We start from the raw sequence: 18,454 nt of genomic DNA on the forward strand, positions 1-18,454 counted from the left end.
CTTATCTGAGTAAATGTTGTTTTTTTATCAAATTTAAAATCCTTTTTTTATTTATTAATGAGTTATTGTTCAAATATTCATTTAAAAAATCTTAAGATATTTCTATGAAAAAAATGCTTTTTTTATTTTTGAGTTGTTTTACCTTAGCGGCTTGCAATCAAAATACAAGCTCACCTCAACAAAATACACAAACGCAAACTAAAGCTAAACCGATTATTGAAACAACAGCGGATTGCCTCACGGATACTCAAGAAATTTTGTCTAAAATTGATCAAAAAAGTTCAATCCAACAACTTTCTTCTGCTAATTTCGTCTTAAAAAAGTGCATAAAAACACTCAATCATGCGCAACTTTATACATTATTAGAAACGACGGACAAGATGTATGCACGCTTTTTAACGACAACTTCAGGTGATGATTCTTTAACAGGGCTAAATGCCTATGGTTATGCAAAATTTTATCCCGAAAATGCACAAGACTTAGGTTATAACACCGCTGAAAGTATTAAGAAAACATTACCTAAACGTGATCAATATCTAATGGATCAAATTGGCAAAGAATATATTCAATTTTTAGATATTGGTGAGGGTTATTTTGACCTTAAACGCCACCCACTTTATGTTGCTGATCTTTTTGCATCTTATCTACCTGAAGCAGAAGCAGTTTTTATTCGTCGCATGGCACAAGACAATAGCGATATTTTGTATTCCGATGCCGCTATTAGTATTCCTTGGCAAACCTTAGTAGAACGTGCTTTATTTTGGGAAAAATATCTTGAAAAGTACCCAAATAGTCGCTTCAATCAAGATGCAAAAAATTTATTTCATGAATATGAATATCTCAGCTTCATGGGTTCAGATAATAGTGATACTTTTGGTTTTTCAAATGGTCACTACGTAGTTGAAAGTGAAGAAGTGCTACCTGCTTTAAAATGGTTAGCCAAACAACCTCATTCAAAAATTGCGGAAAAAGCACGTATTTTCCTCGATTATACTGCAAAAAATTATGCCACGATTGGTGACCAAGATTATGACAAACAACATGAATCGCTGATCAAATTACTCAAATTGACACCATCAAATTATGAAATCGATTGTCATACTGGTGCTCTTTGTAAAAAAAATCCCTGATGTAAGCAGAGCAAAATGCGCCTATCACATCTTTTTTTAAACGCAAATGGAAGATAAAAAATGAAAAGTAAACTGCGTTTAATTGGTTTATTGACCATAAGTTGCTTACTCATCGCTTGTCAAAAAAGTGATACCAATCCACAAAATACTCAAAGCAAAAATGCTGAAACACTCAAAGCAGTGGAAAATGATGCACAGAAAAAATTAAAAGCAAAATGCCAAAGTGTTGACTTAAAAATCAAAGCCTTAGCAAACAAATCTTCACCCAAAAAACTTTCAGATCTCAATCATTTACTGCAACTGTGTATTGCTGAAGTACCTTTGGAAAAACGTTATCAATGGATCAAAGACAGTGAACAGGTTTATCAAAATTTACTAGAAAAATCTTCTATTGAATTCTATCAATACATGACCAATTCAACAGGTGATCATGAAGAATTAACAGCCCAAGCCAAAAAAGCGTTATATGCGGAACTAAAACCTGAGGAGCAGTACTTAGTTGATCATGCCAAAGCTTTATATTTAGAAAAATATTATCTAGGTGAAGGTGAATATACGGTTGTACAACATCCTCAATACTATATCGATCTTTTTGTGCCGCATCTTGAAAAAGCAGATCAAGTCTATTTTAAACAGCTCCGTAAAGAATACACAGGCTCTGATTATATTTTAGATGCAGGATTGGCTATTAGTTTTGATGAGGTTAAAAATCGGTTAATATTTTGGGAAAGTTATCTCAAAAACTATCCAAAAGCACATTATCAAAGTCAAGTTGCCGAACTCATTAAAAACTATAAAAATGATTTATTTCATGGGCATGAAAATACCCGTACACTTTGGTTTGATCATGACAAAATTGCAGATCAAGATGCTTTAAAAGCAATTCGTAAACTTGCAGCAAGTGACTCTGCCAGTCATAAAACAGCACAAGCTTTTTTAAATTTAATTACATCTAGTGAAGCACAGTGGCAACAACTTCCTAAATCCTCAGAAGATGAGGCTGAGTATGATTCTGCTGAACAAAAAGATATTCGTGAGCAACGACAAGTTTTACAAAAACAGGTGGAAACTGAAGTTGATGCGATTTTAAACAAAAGTTAAAGCTCTTCTTTTATCTTTTTAATTTATCTTTTAAGGTCACAACTTTTAAAATAAAGATAAAAATTATACAACATATCAGCTATTTTCTGATGATCATGTTAGTATCGTGGCATCGCTTGACGGAGCGCGAGTAATCCCTCGCTGAGATCATCTAATGAAGATGAGTACCGTTGAACCTGATCAGGTTAAAACCTGCGTAGGAATCAAGCCCATCTGAAAACTGCAGCCTAAAGTTGCGCTATTTTTGTAGAAATACCTGAATTTACACACATAAATGTAAATTACAGCCAAAAAATAGAGGTGACTGCCACTGTTTTTGGTCGTGCTTGATTCGTTGATGTCATTCATAAGGATCATTGCAATGAACCAATTAACGAATCTATCCCCTGTTGATCAACTTGCACAACATGAGCAAGAAGCCAAAGATCTGACTCGTATTTTACCTGCATCTAAAAAAGTCTATATCCAAGGTTCACGCCCTGACATTCAAGTTCCAATGCGTGAAATTGAGCTGACCGATACCCCAACAGGTTTAGGTGGTGAGAAAAATCCACCAATCATGGTCTATGACACTTCAGGCGTATATACCGACCCAAATGTACAGATTGACCTGAATAAAGGTTTACCCAATGTCCGTGAAACATGGATTGAGGAACGTGCAGATACAGAACGCCTCGATACCTTAACTTCTGCTTTTGGTCAGGAACGCCTTAAAGATATCCGCACAGCCAATATCCGTTTTGCCCACATTCAAAAACCTCGTCGTGCTAAAACAGGTCAGAACGTCTCGCAAATGCACTATGCCAAACAAGGCATTATTACTCCTGAAATGGAATACATCGCGATTCGTGAAAATCAGCGTCAGCGTGAAGGCGTGGATATGCGTCAGCATGCAGGACAAAATTTTGGCGCACGTAACCTCATGGAAATCACGCCTGAGTTTGTGCGTAAAGAAGTTGCCGAAGGTCGTGCCATTATTCCTGCCAACATTAACCACCCTGAATGCGAACCAATGATTATTGGACGTAATTTCCTGGTGAAAATTAATGCCAATATTGGTAACTCTGCGCTTGGTTCATCTATTGATGAAGAAGTGTCAAAAATGACATGGGCAACCCGTTGGGGCGCAGACACCATCATGGATTTGTCTACAGGTAAAAACATTCATGAAACCCGTGAATGGATTATCCGTAACTCACCTGTACCGATTGGTACAGTACCGATTTATCAAGCTTTGGAAAAAGTCGATGGTGTAGCAGAAGACCTGACTTGGGAAATTTTCAAAGACACGCTGATTGAACAAGCTGAGCAAGGCGTAGACTACTTTACTATTCATGCAGGCGTATTGCTGCGTTATGTCCCAATGACAGCGAATCGTTTAACAGGCATCGTGTCACGTGGCGGTTCAATCATGGCGCAGTGGTGCTTGGCGCACCATGAAGAAAACTTCCTTTATACGCATTTTGATGAAATCTGTGAAATCATGAAAGCTTATGACGTATCGTTCAGTCTGGGCGATGGTTTACGTCCAGGTTGTATCCAAGATGCCAATGATGAAGCTCAATTTTCAGAGCTGCGTACTTTAGGTGAGCTGACGCATCGTGCTTGGAAACATGATGTACAGGTCATGATTGAAGGTCCGGGGCATGTGCCTATGCACATGGTGAAGGAAAATATGGACTTGCAACTTGAAGTCTGTCAGGAAGCGCCTTTCTATACACTCGGTCCACTCACAACGGATATTGCACCGGGTTATGATCACATCACTTCAGCAATTGGTGCAGCCATGATTGGTTGGTATGGCACAGCAATGCTCTGCTATGTGACACCAAAAGAACACTTAGGCTTGCCGAATAAGAAAGATGTGAAAGATGGCATCATCACTTATAAAATTGCGGCACATGCAGCCGACCTTGCCAAAGGTCATCCGGGTGCGCAGGTGCGTGACAATGCTTTATCTAAGGCACGTTTCGAGTTCCGTTGGGAAGATCAGTTTAATTTGAGTTTAGACCCTGACACTGCACGTTCTATGCATGATGAAACTATGCCGAAAGAAGCACATAAATCTGCTCACTTTTGTTCAATGTGTGGTCCAAAATTCTGCTCGATGAAAATCACCCAAAATGTGCGAGATTATGCACAAAATCAACAAAATGATAAGTCAAACAACAATAAAGTTGAGGCTGGTCTGAATGCAATGAAAACCGCTTATCAGGAACATGGGCAAAAGTTGTACCATAAAGTTTAAACAGGCAAAAAATGATTTGTCTTTGAACAATTCTCCGTTAGGATGGAATGAACATGTTTCATCCTAACCCTCCGCATTCATGAATATAACTAAACACGCAACCTATTCGCATCAAGATGTTGAAATACAATCTCGTGAAACACTCTACTCTGGTTTTTTGCGTGTAGAAAAAGTCAGCTTGCGTCATCGTTTGTTTAATCAAACTGAATATACACCAACAATTCAGCGAGAATTAATTCAACGTAAAGAGGCTGCTGGTGTTCTCATTTATAACGACCAACAAAAAAAATTCGCTTTAATTGAACAATTTCGTATTGGTGCAATGGATGACCCTGTTTCACCTTGGCAACTTGAAATTATTGCAGGTGTACTTGATGGTGATGAATCCCCTGAAACATGTATAAAAAGAGAAAGCCTTGAAGAGTCAGGCTGTGAATTAAACGATCTACAACATATCTTTAGTTTTTACCCTTCAGCGGGCGCATGTGATGAAATTTTTCATCTTTATACAGCTCAAGCAATACTGCCTGAAACAGGTGGTGTTTTTGGTATGCCTGATGAAGGAGAAAATATCCAATTGCATATTTTTGATTATGCGGCATTGGACGAATTATTACAGAGTGGACGCCTATGTAATGCAGCAATTATCATCGCTTTACAATGGCTTAAACAACATCTCTTAGCGCTCAAAATTGGATAAGGAGGTAGACATGTCAATGCATCACGTTATCTCAAAGCCCAAAGATCATATTTTGATTCAAATCTCAGATACACATTTGATGACTGACCCAAATGATGGTTTTATTGGGATTAATCCTGAGCAAAACTTTCATCAAGTCATTGCACAAATTCAACAACAGCACTCACAGATTGATACAATCATACATACAGGCGATGTTGCACAAGAGGCAAATCCAACAACTTATCAACGCTATCAAGCTTATATGCAGCGTTTGAATATTCCATTTTTTCAAATTCCAGGCAATCATGATCATTTAGAATATTTTCCATTTGCAGCTTCTGCACTTGTACCTGCGGTCATTGACCTTGATCCTTGGCGCTTAATTTTGCTCAATAGTGCTGTTCCAAATCAGGTAGATGGTTGGATTCAAACAGAACAGTTGCAGCTTTTAGAAGAATTGTTATATTCAATACAAGATAAGTTTGTGCTTTTAGCATGCCACCATCATCCTTTTGCGATGAAATCAAAATGGATTGATCAGCATAAACTTAAAAATACAGACCAATTAACCGATGTATTAGCCAAATTTAAGAATATTAAAATCGTTTTATTTGGTCATGTACATCAAGAATCAAATACACTTTGGCAAGAAACTGAATTTTTATCTACACCCGCAACTTGTGCTCAGTTTAAACCTTTAAGTGAAGATTTTGCTTTAGATGAGGCTGCACCTGGTTACCGTTATTTACATTTAAAATCAGATGGGCAATTTGAAACATCGATTTACCGTTTAGAAGGATATATACCGACAATAAATAAAGAAATTTCAGGTTATTAGCTTTTCATTTTGTTTTTTTTGCATTAAGTTATTGCCCTTAGAAAAAGTTTGAAAGCAAAATTGAAAAATTCACTGCTTTCATCTTTGGGAAAAAGTCTATATGATGACGACCCCCGATAGCAGCATTCTATCGGTAGCGATAAAAATACTTGCATATCACCATATTTTTTACGTATAAACCATACGTATATGATGAGGAATGCCCTTTATGGCGAATGACAACCAAAACCAAATCTTGGACGAGCAAATTGACGCTTTGGACGACAAGTCTGTAAAACGTGTACGTAAAACCAAGCCAAAAGCGACTGAGGGTGGCAGCACTGCTAGTCTTTTTGGTATTGAGCCTTATCAGCCGAAAAAAAATGAAGAATACATGTCTGAGGGGCAACTTGAGCATTTCCGCAAGATTCTACTTGCATGGAAAGCAGAGTTAATGTCTGAAGTGGATCGTACTTTAAATACGATGCAAGATGAGTCTTCTTCTCTACCTGATGTCAACGACCGTGCTACTCAAGAGGAAGAGTTCGCAATTGAACTACGTACTCGTGATCGTGAACGTAAATTGATTCGTAAAATTGAGCAGTCAATTGAAGCGATTAAAAATGATGATTACGGTTTCTGTGAAACTTGTGGTATTGAAATTGGCTTGCGTCGCTTAGAAGCACGTCCAACAGCAACTTTATGTATCGACTGTAAAACACTTGCAGAGATCAAAGAGAAGCAGAATAACGGTTAATTCATGTTATTGCATAATCCTCCCCTAACCCCTCCTTTTGAAAAGGAGGGGGATAAAAGGCAGGTGCATTTAGGTCGGTTCGCGCCATCGCCAACCGGTCCTTTGCATTTTGGGTCTTTGATTACCGCAGTTGCGAGTTATTGTGATGCTAAAGCTCAACATGGTCGCTGGATTGTACGGATCGAAGACACCGATATTCCTCGAATCTATCCCAATAGTGAACAACATATTCTGCAATGCTTAGATGCATTTGAATTTGAATCTGATGTTGAAATCATTTATCAAAAAGACCGTTTAGAATATTATGAATCTGTCATTGAACAGCTAAGACAAAAAAAATTAGTCTATGCTTGTGAATGTACCCGTAAAATCTTAGGTTCAAATCATATCTATACAGGGACTTGTCGAGAAAAAAACTTAGACTTTCATCAACAAGCCATTCGCGTCAAAGTAGCAGATGAAACCATTTGTTTTCAAGATCGTCTTCAAGGTCAACACTGTTCTAATCTGCAAATGGATTTAGGTGATTTTGTCTTAAAACGCCGTGATGGCATCATTAATTATCAATTGGCTGTGGTTGTAGATGATTATTTGCAAGGCATAACTCATGTGGTGCGTGGTGCAGATCTACTGGATAACACTGAACGTCAAATCTGGCTTGGTCGATTACTTGGCTATCCTGAATTAACATATATGCATCTTCCTCTTGCCATGAATGATCAAGGGCAAAAACTCTCTAAGCAAAATCTGGCACAGGCGCTTGACCCTAACAATGCTTCTCAATTGCTTAAGCAAGCAATTGCAGCACTTGGGCAGGCTGCTGTAGACCTTGACTCCCCTCACAAGATGCTCGCTCAAGCTGTCGCACAATGGCAAGTTCAGCGCATTCCTACGGGTACTGAGATTCAAGGGATCTTTCAATAAAGCTTCGTCATATTTTCAATAAAATAGTTTATATTTAAATCTAATTTTTTCTTTTTATGGAAAAGAATGATTATGTTTTTTATTCTTGGAATTTCAGCAAAAACTATAAAAAGTGATCAAGGACAATTTTTATGTCCTGTTTGTAAAACACGTAGTGCATATGAAATCAAAGTTCAACGACGTTATTTTTCTGTCTTTTTTATTTCATTATTTCCCATTTCCAAACCCAAAGAAAGTGCCGTTGTTTGCTTAAATTGTGGTACACATATGCCAAAAATGGTGCTAGAACATCATTCATAGCACCATTTTCAGTGAAAAAATCAGTAAACAAAAAGCTTTTTAAAAACTAGATTGTTCTCTTGCAGGGTTCGCTTGCTGAGTTGTTGCATCAATTTTCAAAATTAAGCTGATCATTACAGCGCACATAATGAGCGATGAACCACCATAACTAATAAAAGGCAGGGTTAAACCTTTAGTAGGCAACATTCCCATGTTCATACCTGCATTAACCAAAATCTGTAATAAGAAAATGATACTAATGCCATATGCGAGATAACCTGCACGTAAGTATTGATGTTTTAAAGCACGATGAGCAATACGAATACAGCAAAATAACATCCCAAAAGATAAAATTAAGACTGTCGCAATACCAAAAAAGCCAAACTCTTCACCTAAAATTGCTAACATAAAGTCAGTATGTGCTTCAGGTAAATAAGACATTTTTTGAATACTGTGCCCTAAGCCTACACCTGTCCATTCACCACGCCCAAAAGCCATCAGTGCATTTGAAAGTTGGTAACCTGTTCCAAGTGGATCTGCCCATGGATTAGAAAAAGACATTAACCGTTCATAACGATAAGGTTCAAATACAATTAAAAATACAAATGCAGCTAAAATCGCCCCAAATGCAATACCAAATTGAATTAAAGGTGCTCCTGCAAGAAAGAACACACCTAACATAGAAACCGCAATAACGACTGTTGCGCCTAAATCTGGCTCAGCAATAATGAGTCCTACTGTCAGTAGCATAATCACGCCTAGGCGTACCAAACCTTTGATATTACTTCGGACTTCTTCGGCACGTCGTACCACATAATCTGCGGTAAAAATTGCCATCATCACTTTAGCAATTTCTGTGGCTTGCAAACTAAAACCACCAACACTAATCCAACGTGTTGAACCATTCACCTCTCGCCCGACCAATAAAACAGCCAGCAAAAGTGCAATGGTAATCAACCAGAGTGGAAAGGTATTTTTAAACCATATATTGAGAGAAACCTTATACACACAAAATGCAGCCACAGCAGCAACAATGATAGATATCGTATGCCGAATGACATAGTGAAATGGTGCTTCATGCATACGCTCTGCATAAGGCATAGAAGCCGAAGCCACCATCACTGTACCTAAACACAATAAGGAAATTACACAGAAAATGAGGACATTACGTGGCGTAATTTCTGCTGGAATTTTTGGCATCCAGCGTTCAAGCATTTGGTTAATCTTACTGACCGTTGTCTGAGCAAACCCAGCCATACTTATTTCCTTATGATTCTTTTAGTTTAAAGCATTTACATATTCAACGAAGTGATGACCACGCTGAGGATAACCTGTAAACATATCAAAACTCGCACAAGCAGGAGATAATAACACCACATCATTAGGCTGCGTATTGTGCTGACATAATGCAACAGCTTCTTGCAAAGATGCGGCGTGTAATAACGTTGTTGTGCCTTCAATGGCTTTTTCGATGATCGAGCGATCTTCACCAATCAACACTGCAACTTTGGCATACTTTTGTAATGAATCACGTAATGCAGTGAAATCTTGTCCTTTACCCTGACCACCCAAAATGATGGCAACTTTGCCACCTTGTGCCTCAATTGCAGCGCCTAAACCATCTAATGCAGCTAAAGTCGCACCAATATTAGTGCCTTTAGAATCATTATAATAACGTACAGCATTGACCTCTTTGACAAACTCGCAGCGATGCTCAAGACCTTTAAACGTTTTTAACGTCTCTAACATTTTATCCATAGGCAAGCCAATCGCCTCACCTAAAGCTAGACAAGCCAACGCATTAGCAACATTATGAGTCCCCTGAATATACATCTCAGAACTTTTCAACAAACGTTCACGACCACGCGCCAACCAAATGGTGCCATCATCTTCACGTAAAACACCATACTGATTTAAATCAGGTGCATTCAAACCAAAACTTTGCATCGGTGTTACATCGGGTACAAGCGGACGTGTGAGAGAATCATCACGGTTATGAACCACTTTTTTCACGCCCTGAAAAATACGATGTTTTGCTGCATGATAACCTGCCATATCACCATGACGATCTAAATGATCTTCACTCATATTGAGGACAACAGCGACTTCTGCATTTAAATTTGATGTAGTTTCAAGCTGAAAACTCGACAGTTCTAAAATATAAAGATCTGGATCATCATGTGTTAAATCTAAAGCTGGACGACCAAGATTCCCACCAATCGCAGCTTTTACACCTGCATCTTGTGCCATTAAACCCATCAAAGTCGTCACAGTGCTTTTCGCATTTGAGCCTGTAATTGCCATAATCGGCTTATCAGTTGCACGGCGTAAGATTTGAATTTCACTGACCACAGGAATGCCTTTGGCAATCGCAGCTTGAATTTCTGACAGCTTAGGGTCTAATCCTGGACTGATAATAATTTCGTCAGCTTGCAATAATAAATCTTGGTCAAATTGTCCAAAACTGGTTTGTACATCTGTCGGGATTTGATCGTGCCCTGGTGGAACCTCACGTGAATCCGTTACTGCAACGCGGTAGCCTTTTTCATGTAAAAAATTAACTGCTGAAACACCCGAAATACCTAGACCAGCAACGACTTTTAAGCCACCACGTTGAATTAACATTTTTGTCCCACTCAGAGTAAATTTTGAAACTTGCAAAATGTTAGCACTTTGCAGATTTGAAAGCTTTTTATGTTTTCACTTTATCTATGATTTTTTGTGTCAGTGCGTAAAAAAACTGTCATATTTTATTGAATCAGACCTGTTCAGCATCGATCTGCCTGCATCACAAATCAATATGTTTAAATCGCTTTATTTTTTATTTATGTTGAAGTGCTTTCGGCGTAATCGGTGCTATATCTAAATTTAACTCCGTTAAAAATTGCATCCCAAAATCATTCACTTGCCTTGTTGAGGCATCCCACTCCTCCTCTAAAGCTTTTAAAATACAAAGCCGTACAAAATAAGGACGATGTAAATTTACCAACTCAGTCAGATGCGTTTGTGTATTAAATAATAAAACCCCTTCAGAAAGTGGAATACCCCCATAAAAATCACCACGACAATGAAAATTAATCACATAAGGTGTATGACGATAACCTTCTAAATAAATTTCTAAAATGGCAATCGCCCGATCATCATCGCAATACCCTGAAATCACCTTGTAAAAATACACATTTTCTTTGACACTCACTTTTCGCATTTTATTTTTCATTTTTATTTAGCCCATAAAAAAAAGCCACCCTAATATTAGAATGGCTTTCGATATATTTTAAGTTTTTATTTCCATTTTACGGCTTGGACTTCAACTTTTTTCGGTGCTTCAGATGTATCAGTTGAACAACCACATCCACCGCCACAGCCTGCAACCATCGCAGGTTGTAACCATTTTGCTAGACCATTCCAGCCACGCGATCGACACAACTGAGCCAGTTTTGAAAATACCGAATACGCTGATTTTGGAAAAACCTTCTTAAAAACAAAGATCGCACTCCAAATCACTAATGCTGTAATAATCAATACTTCAACCATCTCAAACTCCTTAAGTTTTGTGAGGTCTTATCAACCAAAATAATGAGTTGCAATTTGGTAGGTCAGAAAAGACATCAAGTAAGCCAAACCAAATAAATATGCTGTCATACCTGCAACTGTTTTCCATGAGCCTGTTTCACGTTTTACAGTTGCTAAAGTTGCTAGGCAATGCGGTGCATAGATAAACCAAACCAATAAAGATAAACCTGTTGCCAATGACCAACTTAAATCACCTTGGCTGATGATCTGCGATAAGCCTTGAGTTACGGCATCTTCATCCGTTGCAGATAGTGCATAAACTACACCTAAAGATGCAACGAGAACTTCACGTGCTGCCATCGCAGGAATAAGAGCGATACAAATTTGCCAGTTAAAACCCAGTGGTGCAAAAATCGGTTGCATCAAATGTCCTAACATACCTGCAAAAGAATAATCGATCGCTGGTAAAGTGCCACCTTCTGGCGGTTGTGGGAACGTACACAAGAACCATAACAAAATTGATAAGGCAAAAATAATGCCGCCCACACGTTTTAAGAAAATTTTGGCACGGTCAAGTAAGCCAATCCAAACACTTTTAATATCAGGAATACGATAACTTGGTAGTTCCATCAATAACGCATGTTCTGATTTATCTTTTTGGAAGAACTTCAATACCGTTGCAACGATCAGGGCACTGACAATGCCTGACATATACAAACCAAACAGCACCAAACCTTGTAAATTTAAAAAGCCCCATACCGTTTGTGATGGAATAAACGCAGCAATCAGTAGAGCGTATACAGGCAACCGTGCCGAACAGGTCATCAGTGGTGCCACAAAAATCGTGGTCAAACGATCTCGTGGATCACTAATGCTTCGTGTCGCCATAATCCCAGGTACAGCACAGGCAAAACTAGACAGCAAAGGAATAAATGAACGACCACTTAAGCCCGCTTTAAACATGAGTTTATCAAGCAGAAATGCAGCACGTGGTAAATAACCAGATTCTTCAAGCACCAGAATAAAAAAGAATAAGATCAAGATTTGTGGTAAGAACACCACTACACCACCAGCACCTGCAATAATGCCGTCCACCACCAAACTATTGAGCAAGGGATGAGAAATAAATTGCCCAACAAACTCACCGAGCCATGCAAAACTATCTTCTATTCGGGTCATAATCGGTTCCGCCCAAGCAAAAACAGCTTGGAAAACCACGAACATCATCAAGGCTAAGCTCGCTAAACCTAAAATAGGATGCAAGAATATTTTATCGAGGAAGTCAGTACGTTTATCTTCTTGATCAACAAAAATCACCACATCTCTTAAAATTTGAGAAACTTTGTCATGATTTGAACCTGTCAAAATCACATCACTTAACTCAAAATTCGGTGTACGGAATTTTTCCTGATCTAACGCTCCCATGAGGTTTTCAATACCTGCATTACGCACTGCGACGGTTTCCACGATAGGAACACCTAAACGCTGTGATAATTTTTCAGTATTAATTTGCATGCCACGACGACGTGCTTCATCCATCATGTTAAGCACTAAAAGAATTGGCTTCCCTTGAGCAATAATTTCAAGCACTAAACCTAAATGTAATTTTAAGTTTGTTGCATCAACCACACATAAGAATGCATGTTGATCTTGCTCTTCAGCAATTTTTCCCAAGACCACATCACGTGTAATCGCTTCATCTGGACTTGTAGCATCTAAACTATAAGCACCAGGCAAATCTAAAACACGAACAGCACGTCCAGATGCTAAAGTAAATGAACCAACCTTACGCTCAACAGTAACACCTGCATAGTTGGCAACTTTTTGGCGTGTCCCTGTTAAATGATTGAAAAGTGATGTTTTACCGCAGTTAGGATTTCCGACTAAAGCGACTCTTAAAGTTTCGCTCATGCGGAAGCTCCTTGCATTTCTTGCTGAATTTCAATACGAGCAGCTTCTATTTTACGTAATGCAAAACGGGTAAATCCAACTTGAATTAAAATCGGATCGCCACCAAAAATACCTTTGGTAATAACCTGCACCGTTGTACCAGGTACAAAACCTAAGGTTTCTAAACGACTCGCTACGAGATCGGGTTGACCTGAATTATCAGCTAATGTTCGATTAACTTTAGTAATAATAGCAGTCTGCTTCACTTTCAATTCTGACAAACGCACTGCAACTGACCCTAAAAAAGAAACGGTATTTGTGTCGATTATACATACAAATGAGAATAATTACCAAGTAAGGTTTGATTACAATTCTCATCCACTTTATCTGATTCGACTTATTTATTGTTTTAGTCTACATTTTAAAAATAGATTAAAATTTTACAGTTTTCTGTTCATTATGCTCAATAAAAAACCTCGTATTCCTACGGCTGTTACGATTCCTGAATCACTTAGCTTTTTAAATGGTTATAAAGACTATTTAATCGCACAAACAGTCAGCCCACATACGCGTAATGCGTATTTGTCAGATCTCATTCAATGCAGTGAATGTTCTACGCAATATCTGCCAACATGGTCACATGATGATATTTCAGATGTTATGATTACACTGACCAAACAAGGTAAAAGCCCCCGTTCCATTGCCCGTAGTTTATCTGCACTGCGTTCTTTTTATAAATTTTTACGTGAACAAAAAATTCGCTTAGACAACCCTATGGTCGCGCATAAAACCCCAAAAATTGGTCGTGCACTCCCTAAAGATTTATCAGAACAAGATATAGAAGATTTACTGCAAGCCCCTGATCTAACAACAGCATTGGGTTTGCGTGATCGTGCTATGTTAGAGGTACTCTATGCTTGTGGTCTACGTGTATCAGAACTACTCAATTTACGCCTAGATTTAATCAATTTAAAACAAGGTTATTTACGCATTGTAGGTAAAGGCAATAAAGAACGTTTAGTTCCCTTAGGACAAGTTGCCTGTGAATGGGTGGAACAATACCTCAATGAAGCACGCTCTCAGCTTTATAAAAGTAGTACAGATTATTTATTTTTAACCCAACATGGCGGCATCATGAGTCGACAAAACTTTTGGTATGCTATTAAACGTTATGCCTTACAAGCCAATATTCAAATAGAATTATCTCCACATACATTAAGACATGCTTTTGCTACGCACCTCATCAATCATGGTGCAGACCTACGCGTAGTTCAAATGTTGCTAGGACATAGTGATTTGTCTACTACACAAATTTATACCCATGTGGCACAAGTTCGTATGCAACAATTACATCAACAATATCATCCTAGAGCCTAATCAAAGATGAAATGCCAATGTCGTTAATTTTCATCCCTTAATCAAGTTTTAACGAACTGCCCCGATTTTTTTGCTATGCTTATTTGCTCACAATAAAGCTGAAAAACACAAAGAGTTATTTATGCAATTAAAACGTTCAAAATTGATGATTGCTTGTATGCTTGCGAGTGGACTTGCACTCAGTGCTTGCTCAAAATCTCCCGACACTAAAAAAGATGATACTTTGACAGCGACTGCACCTGCGACGGGCGAAGCATCAAATTTGACTGAACGTAATGCGCAGCAACGACTTATTCAGACATTGCAAGGACATCTAAAAAAAGCAAATATTAATGCTAAAATTTTAGATGTAAAACCAACTGAAATGCCGAATTTATATTGGGTGAGTTTAGAAGGCATGAGTTCTGTCTATGCTACAGGTGATGGCAAATACCTTATTCAAGGTGATGTGATTCGTTTGGGTGATAAAGAGCTCAGCAGCATTGGTGACTCGCTTCAAGCAGAAGAAAATAAAAAATATTTAACACAATTAAAAACTGAAGACTTATTGGTCTACCCTGCTCAAGGTAAAACCAAACATGTCATTTACGTATTTACTGATGCAAGTTGTCCGTATTGCCATAAACTACATGAGCAAATTCCTGCAATTACTGCCAAAGGTATAGAAGTACGTTATATCGCATGGCCACGTGGCGAGCAATTTATGCCTGCAATGGAAAGTGTGTGGTGTAGTGCAGACCGTCAAACCGCCTTTGATCAAGCAATTTCAGGTACACAGCTTCCACCTGCAAGCTGTAAAAACCCTGTTCGCGCTCAATATGAGTTAGGTTTAAAAATGGGCGTAAATGGTACACCTGCAATTTATAATGCAAATGGTGAACATATTGGTGCATATATGACTGCTGAAGAGCTTGTTGCACGCCTTAAATAACCAATATTTATAAGTTAATTTACTATTTTTTATAGAAAAATATAAAGATGCGTCAGCCTCTAGAGTCTGGCGCATTTTTTAGCTATGATCTAATGCGAATAAAATTTTTTATATATTTTGGAGTGTGACGTGAAACCAGTACGTCTGGCAATACTCGGTCTTGGAACCGTAGGTGGTGGTGCCCTTAAACTATTACAAGAAAACGCTGCTGAAATTAGACGTCGCACCGGTCGTGAAATTGAAATTACCTATGTGGGAACACGTCGCCCACGTCCAGATCTAAATTTACCTGCGAGTGTCAAACAAAGCTCAGATCTCCTTGATATCGTTCGTCAACCTGATGTCGATGTTGTTGTGGAAGTCATGGGTGGCATTCATCCTGCTTATGAAGTGATTATGGAAGCCATCAAACATGGCAAACAAGTGGTCACTGCCAACAAAGCCTTGCTTGCTGAACATGGTAATGAGCTATTTAAAGCAGCCGATGACCATCATGTACAAATCGCATATGAAGCTGCGGTTGCTGGCGGTATTCCAATTATCAAAGTGATTCGTGAAGGTTTGGCAGCCAACAAAATTGACTGGCTCGCAGGCATTATTAACGGTACAGGCAACTTCATTCTGACTGAAATGAGTGAAAAAGGTCGTGCATTTGATGATGTACTTAAAGAAGCACAAGAGCTCGGTTATGCTGAAGCAGATCCAACATTTGATGTTGAAGGAATCGATGCTGCACATAAACTGACTATTCTTGCGTCTTGTGCATTTGGTATTCCATTACAATTTGACAAAGTGTATACCGAAGGTATTACCAAAATCACAGCACAAGATGTCAAATATGCTGAAGAGCTTGGCTATCGTATTAAACATTTAGGTATTGCTCGCCGTTCAGCAAAAGGCATTGAACTGCGTGTTCACCCAACCTTAATTCCTGAAGAAGAATTAATCGCCAATGTAAATGGTGTGAAAAACGCTGTCTTGGTACAAGCCAATGCCGTTGGTCCAACATTGTATTATGGCGCGGGTGCGGGTGCGGGTCCTACTGCATCTGCGGTCATTGCTGACGTGGTTGATATTGTTCGTGACATTATTTATACAGAAGATGGTGCAGGAACTATTCCACAGTTGGCATTTGAGGCACTTTCAGACCTTCCAATTTTAGAAAGTGATGAAATGACAACGGGTTACTATATCCGTATCAATGCTGAAGACCAAACAGGCGTACTTGCTGATGTGACGACTATTCTCAGCCGTGCAGGGATCAGTATTGATGCCATCATGCAGCAACCGCGCTTAAAAGATTTGATTCCTATTGTGATTTTAACTGATCCAGTCGTTGAATCAAAAATGAACGAAGCTTTATCTCAAATTCAAGCTTTACCTGTGATTCATGGCGAAATCGTACGAATTCGTTTAGAATTGCTTGATAACTAATCGGGTTTAAATTGTCCTAAACTCCTCTGATTTGAAGAGGAGTGATCATGCAACTCAATTCATTGAATATGCCGATCTTAGGACAATTAACAAATATCTCTATTTGCTCTACATAACACTTGGAACACCCTCATGTCTAATGCAAATCGCTATACAGGACTTGTTGATCGCTATCGTGACCGCTTACCAGTATCTAAAACTACACGTGCTATCTCTTTAAATGAAGGGAATACTCCACTCATTAAATTAGACAATATCCCACGTCTTATTGGTAAAAATGTTGAAATTTATGTGAAGTATGAGGGCTTAAACCCGACTGGTTCATTTAAAGACCGTGGTATGACCATGGCTGTAACAAAAGCTGTAGAAGAAGGCTCTAAAGCAATCATCTGTGCATCTACAGGTAATACCTCTGCTGCTGCTGCTGCTTATGCTGCACGTGCAGGCATCAAAGCGTTTGTTTTAATCCCAGAAGGCAAAATTGCGATGGGTAAAATGGCGCAATCAATGATGTATGGTGCTGTGACTTTACAAATTCATGGTAACTTCGATGATGGTATGCGTCTTGTTAAAGAAGTTGCAGACCAAGCACCTGTAACAATTGTAAACTCAATCAACCCTTACCGTTTACAAGGTCAAAAAACCATTGCTTACGAAATCGTAGAAGCTTTGGGTCGTGCACCTGATTATCACTGCTTGCCAGTTGGTAACGCAGGGAACATCACTGCACACTGGATGGGTTATACCGAAGCAGTTGCTGACCAGCCAGCAGAAGAGTTTGAGCAAGTGGTTTATGACGCTGAAACTGACAAATTTACAGGTCCAAACCCAGAAGGTCGCCCAATCATGGTCGGTTACCAAGCATCTGGCGCTGCACCATTCTTACGTGGCGGTCCTGTAGAAAACCCTGAAACTGTTGCTACTGCAATTCGTATCGGTAATCCACAAAGCTTTAACCATGCTAAAGCAGTCGTTCGTGATTCAAATGGCTGGTTTGATGAGTTAACAGATGCTGAAATTTTAGAAGCGCAACGTTTACTTTCTATGTATGAAGGTGTATTTGTTGAACCTGCTTCTGCAGCGTCTATCGGTGGTGCGATCCGTGACATTAAAGCAGGTAAAATTGCTGAAGGTTCTGTGATCGTATGTACTGTAACAGGTAACGGCTTAAAAGACCCTGATACTGCAATCAAACAATGTGCTGATGCAGTCATGTTATCTATTGATGCTGAGCTTAACCAAGTTCGTGATTCTATTCTTTCAAATATGTAAAATTTGAATAGATGTAAAAAAACCTGCCAAGTGCAGGTTTTTTATTTTAACTCTCAAGTGGTGGATTGTTTTTTGCTAATCGAGCACGATATTCGGCTT

General features: G+C 38.7%; 18 protein-coding genes and 1 riboswitch. Of the genes, 12 read left to right on the forward strand and 6 right to left on the reverse strand.

From position 1 onward, the window contains the following. The first annotated feature begins 104 nt into the window (after positions 1-104). The 8 genes from C9E89_RS11635 (at position 105) to C9E89_RS11670 (ending at position 7,959) form a co-directional block, all read left to right on the forward strand. The gene (locus C9E89_RS11635; protein ID WP_107008511.1) at positions 105-1,130 is read left to right on the forward strand and encodes a hypothetical protein; all 1,026 of its coding nucleotides are present in this window, start codon (positions 105-107) and stop codon (positions 1,128-1,130) included. A 60-nt stretch (positions 1,131-1,190) separates the two neighbouring features. Beyond that, on the forward strand, positions 1,191-2,231 hold the full coding sequence (locus C9E89_RS11640; RefSeq protein ID WP_107008512.1) for a hypothetical protein: 1,041 nt from the start codon (positions 1,191-1,193) through the stop codon (positions 2,229-2,231). 110 nt (positions 2,232-2,341) lie between these two features. Continuing rightward, positions 2,342-2,451: riboswitch (TPP riboswitch) on the forward strand. Positions 2,452-2,592: 141 nt separating this feature from the next. Further along, a complete protein-coding gene (gene thiC, locus C9E89_RS11645; RefSeq protein WP_107008513.1) occupies positions 2,593-4,479 on the forward strand; it encodes a phosphomethylpyrimidine synthase ThiC in 1,887 nt (628 codons plus the stop codon). A gap of 79 nt (positions 4,480-4,558) precedes the next feature. Next, the gene (locus C9E89_RS11650) at positions 4,559-5,179 is read left to right on the forward strand and encodes an NUDIX domain-containing protein (protein WP_107008514.1); all 621 of its coding nucleotides are present in this window, start codon (positions 4,559-4,561) and stop codon (positions 5,177-5,179) included. 10 nt (positions 5,180-5,189) lie between these two features. Further along, positions 5,190-5,999 carry a 3',5'-cyclic-AMP phosphodiesterase gene (gene cpdA / locus C9E89_RS11655; RefSeq protein WP_107008515.1) on the forward strand — a complete coding sequence of 270 codons (810 nt, stop codon included), beginning with the start codon at positions 5,190-5,192 and terminating at the stop codon, positions 5,997-5,999. A 208-nt stretch (positions 6,000-6,207) separates the two neighbouring features. Continuing rightward, positions 6,208-6,735 (forward strand): RNA polymerase-binding protein DksA, encoded by a 528-nt coding sequence (dksA, locus tag C9E89_RS11660; protein WP_107008516.1) that lies wholly within the window; start codon positions 6,208-6,210, stop codon positions 6,733-6,735. Between the two features lie 3 nt (positions 6,736-6,738). Next, complete coding sequence (gene gluQRS / locus C9E89_RS11665; RefSeq protein WP_107008517.1) at positions 6,739-7,659, forward strand: tRNA glutamyl-Q(34) synthetase GluQRS; 921 nt, start codon at positions 6,739-6,741, stop codon at positions 7,657-7,659. Between the two features lie 72 nt (positions 7,660-7,731). Continuing rightward, entirely contained in the window at positions 7,732-7,959 is a 228-nt protein-coding gene (locus C9E89_RS11670) for a zinc-ribbon domain-containing protein (protein ID WP_107008561.1), read from the forward strand. Positions 7,960-7,998: 39 nt separating this feature from the next. Here the strand turns inward: C9E89_RS11670 and ftsW are convergent, their stop codons facing one another. The 6 genes from ftsW to C9E89_RS11700 form a co-directional block, all read right to left on the reverse strand. Then, positions 7,999-9,195, reverse strand: coding sequence for a putative lipid II flippase FtsW (ftsW, locus tag C9E89_RS11675; RefSeq protein WP_107008518.1), 1,197 nt, complete (start codon positions 9,193-9,195; stop codon positions 7,999-8,001). A gap of 21 nt (positions 9,196-9,216) precedes the next feature. Next, positions 9,217-10,563: a UDP-N-acetylmuramoyl-L-alanine--D-glutamate ligase gene (murD, locus tag C9E89_RS11680; RefSeq protein WP_107008519.1), complete on the reverse strand. Its 1,347-nt coding sequence runs from the start codon at positions 10,561-10,563 to the stop codon at positions 9,217-9,219. 196 nt (positions 10,564-10,759) lie between these two features. Next, complete coding sequence (locus C9E89_RS11685) at positions 10,760-11,143, reverse strand: hypothetical protein (protein WP_107008520.1); 384 nt, start codon at positions 11,141-11,143, stop codon at positions 10,760-10,762. A gap of 77 nt (positions 11,144-11,220) precedes the next feature. Next, positions 11,221-11,472, reverse strand: coding sequence for a DUF6587 family protein (locus C9E89_RS11690; RefSeq protein ID WP_107008521.1), 252 nt, complete (start codon positions 11,470-11,472; stop codon positions 11,221-11,223). A gap of 30 nt (positions 11,473-11,502) precedes the next feature. Further along, positions 11,503-13,362 (reverse strand): ferrous iron transporter B, encoded by a 1,860-nt coding sequence (gene feoB, locus C9E89_RS11695; protein ID WP_107008522.1) that lies wholly within the window; start codon positions 13,360-13,362, stop codon positions 11,503-11,505. Continuing rightward, the gene (locus tag C9E89_RS11700) at positions 13,359-13,628 is read right to left on the reverse strand and encodes a FeoA family protein (RefSeq protein ID WP_107008523.1); all 270 of its coding nucleotides are present in this window, start codon (positions 13,626-13,628) and stop codon (positions 13,359-13,361) included. Before C9E89_RS11700 ends, feoB begins: the two co-directional genes overlap by 4 nt. 172 nt (positions 13,629-13,800) lie before the next feature. Here C9E89_RS11700 and xerD point away from each other — a divergent pair, with 172 nt between their 5' ends. From xerD to thrC, 4 genes are all read left to right on the forward strand, one after another. Beyond that, on the forward strand, positions 13,801-14,718 hold the full coding sequence (gene xerD / locus C9E89_RS11705) for a site-specific tyrosine recombinase XerD (RefSeq protein ID WP_107008524.1): 918 nt from the start codon (positions 13,801-13,803) through the stop codon (positions 14,716-14,718). 121 nt (positions 14,719-14,839) lie between these two features. After that, the gene (locus C9E89_RS11710) at positions 14,840-15,649 is read left to right on the forward strand and encodes a DsbC family protein (protein WP_107008525.1); all 810 of its coding nucleotides are present in this window, start codon (positions 14,840-14,842) and stop codon (positions 15,647-15,649) included. 129 nt (positions 15,650-15,778) lie between these two features. Next, positions 15,779-17,083: a homoserine dehydrogenase gene (locus C9E89_RS11715; protein ID WP_107008526.1), complete on the forward strand. Its 1,305-nt coding sequence runs from the start codon at positions 15,779-15,781 to the stop codon at positions 17,081-17,083. Between the two features lie 132 nt (positions 17,084-17,215). Then, positions 17,216-18,355 carry a threonine synthase gene (thrC, locus tag C9E89_RS11720; RefSeq protein WP_107008527.1) on the forward strand — a complete coding sequence of 380 codons (1,140 nt, stop codon included), beginning with the start codon at positions 17,216-17,218 and terminating at the stop codon, positions 18,353-18,355. Positions 18,356-18,454 lie beyond the last annotated feature (99 nt).

Origin of the sequence: Acinetobacter sichuanensis (assembly GCF_003024515.2) — a bacterium.
Classification (GTDB): domain Bacteria; phylum Pseudomonadota; class Gammaproteobacteria; order Pseudomonadales; family Moraxellaceae; genus Acinetobacter; species Acinetobacter sichuanensis.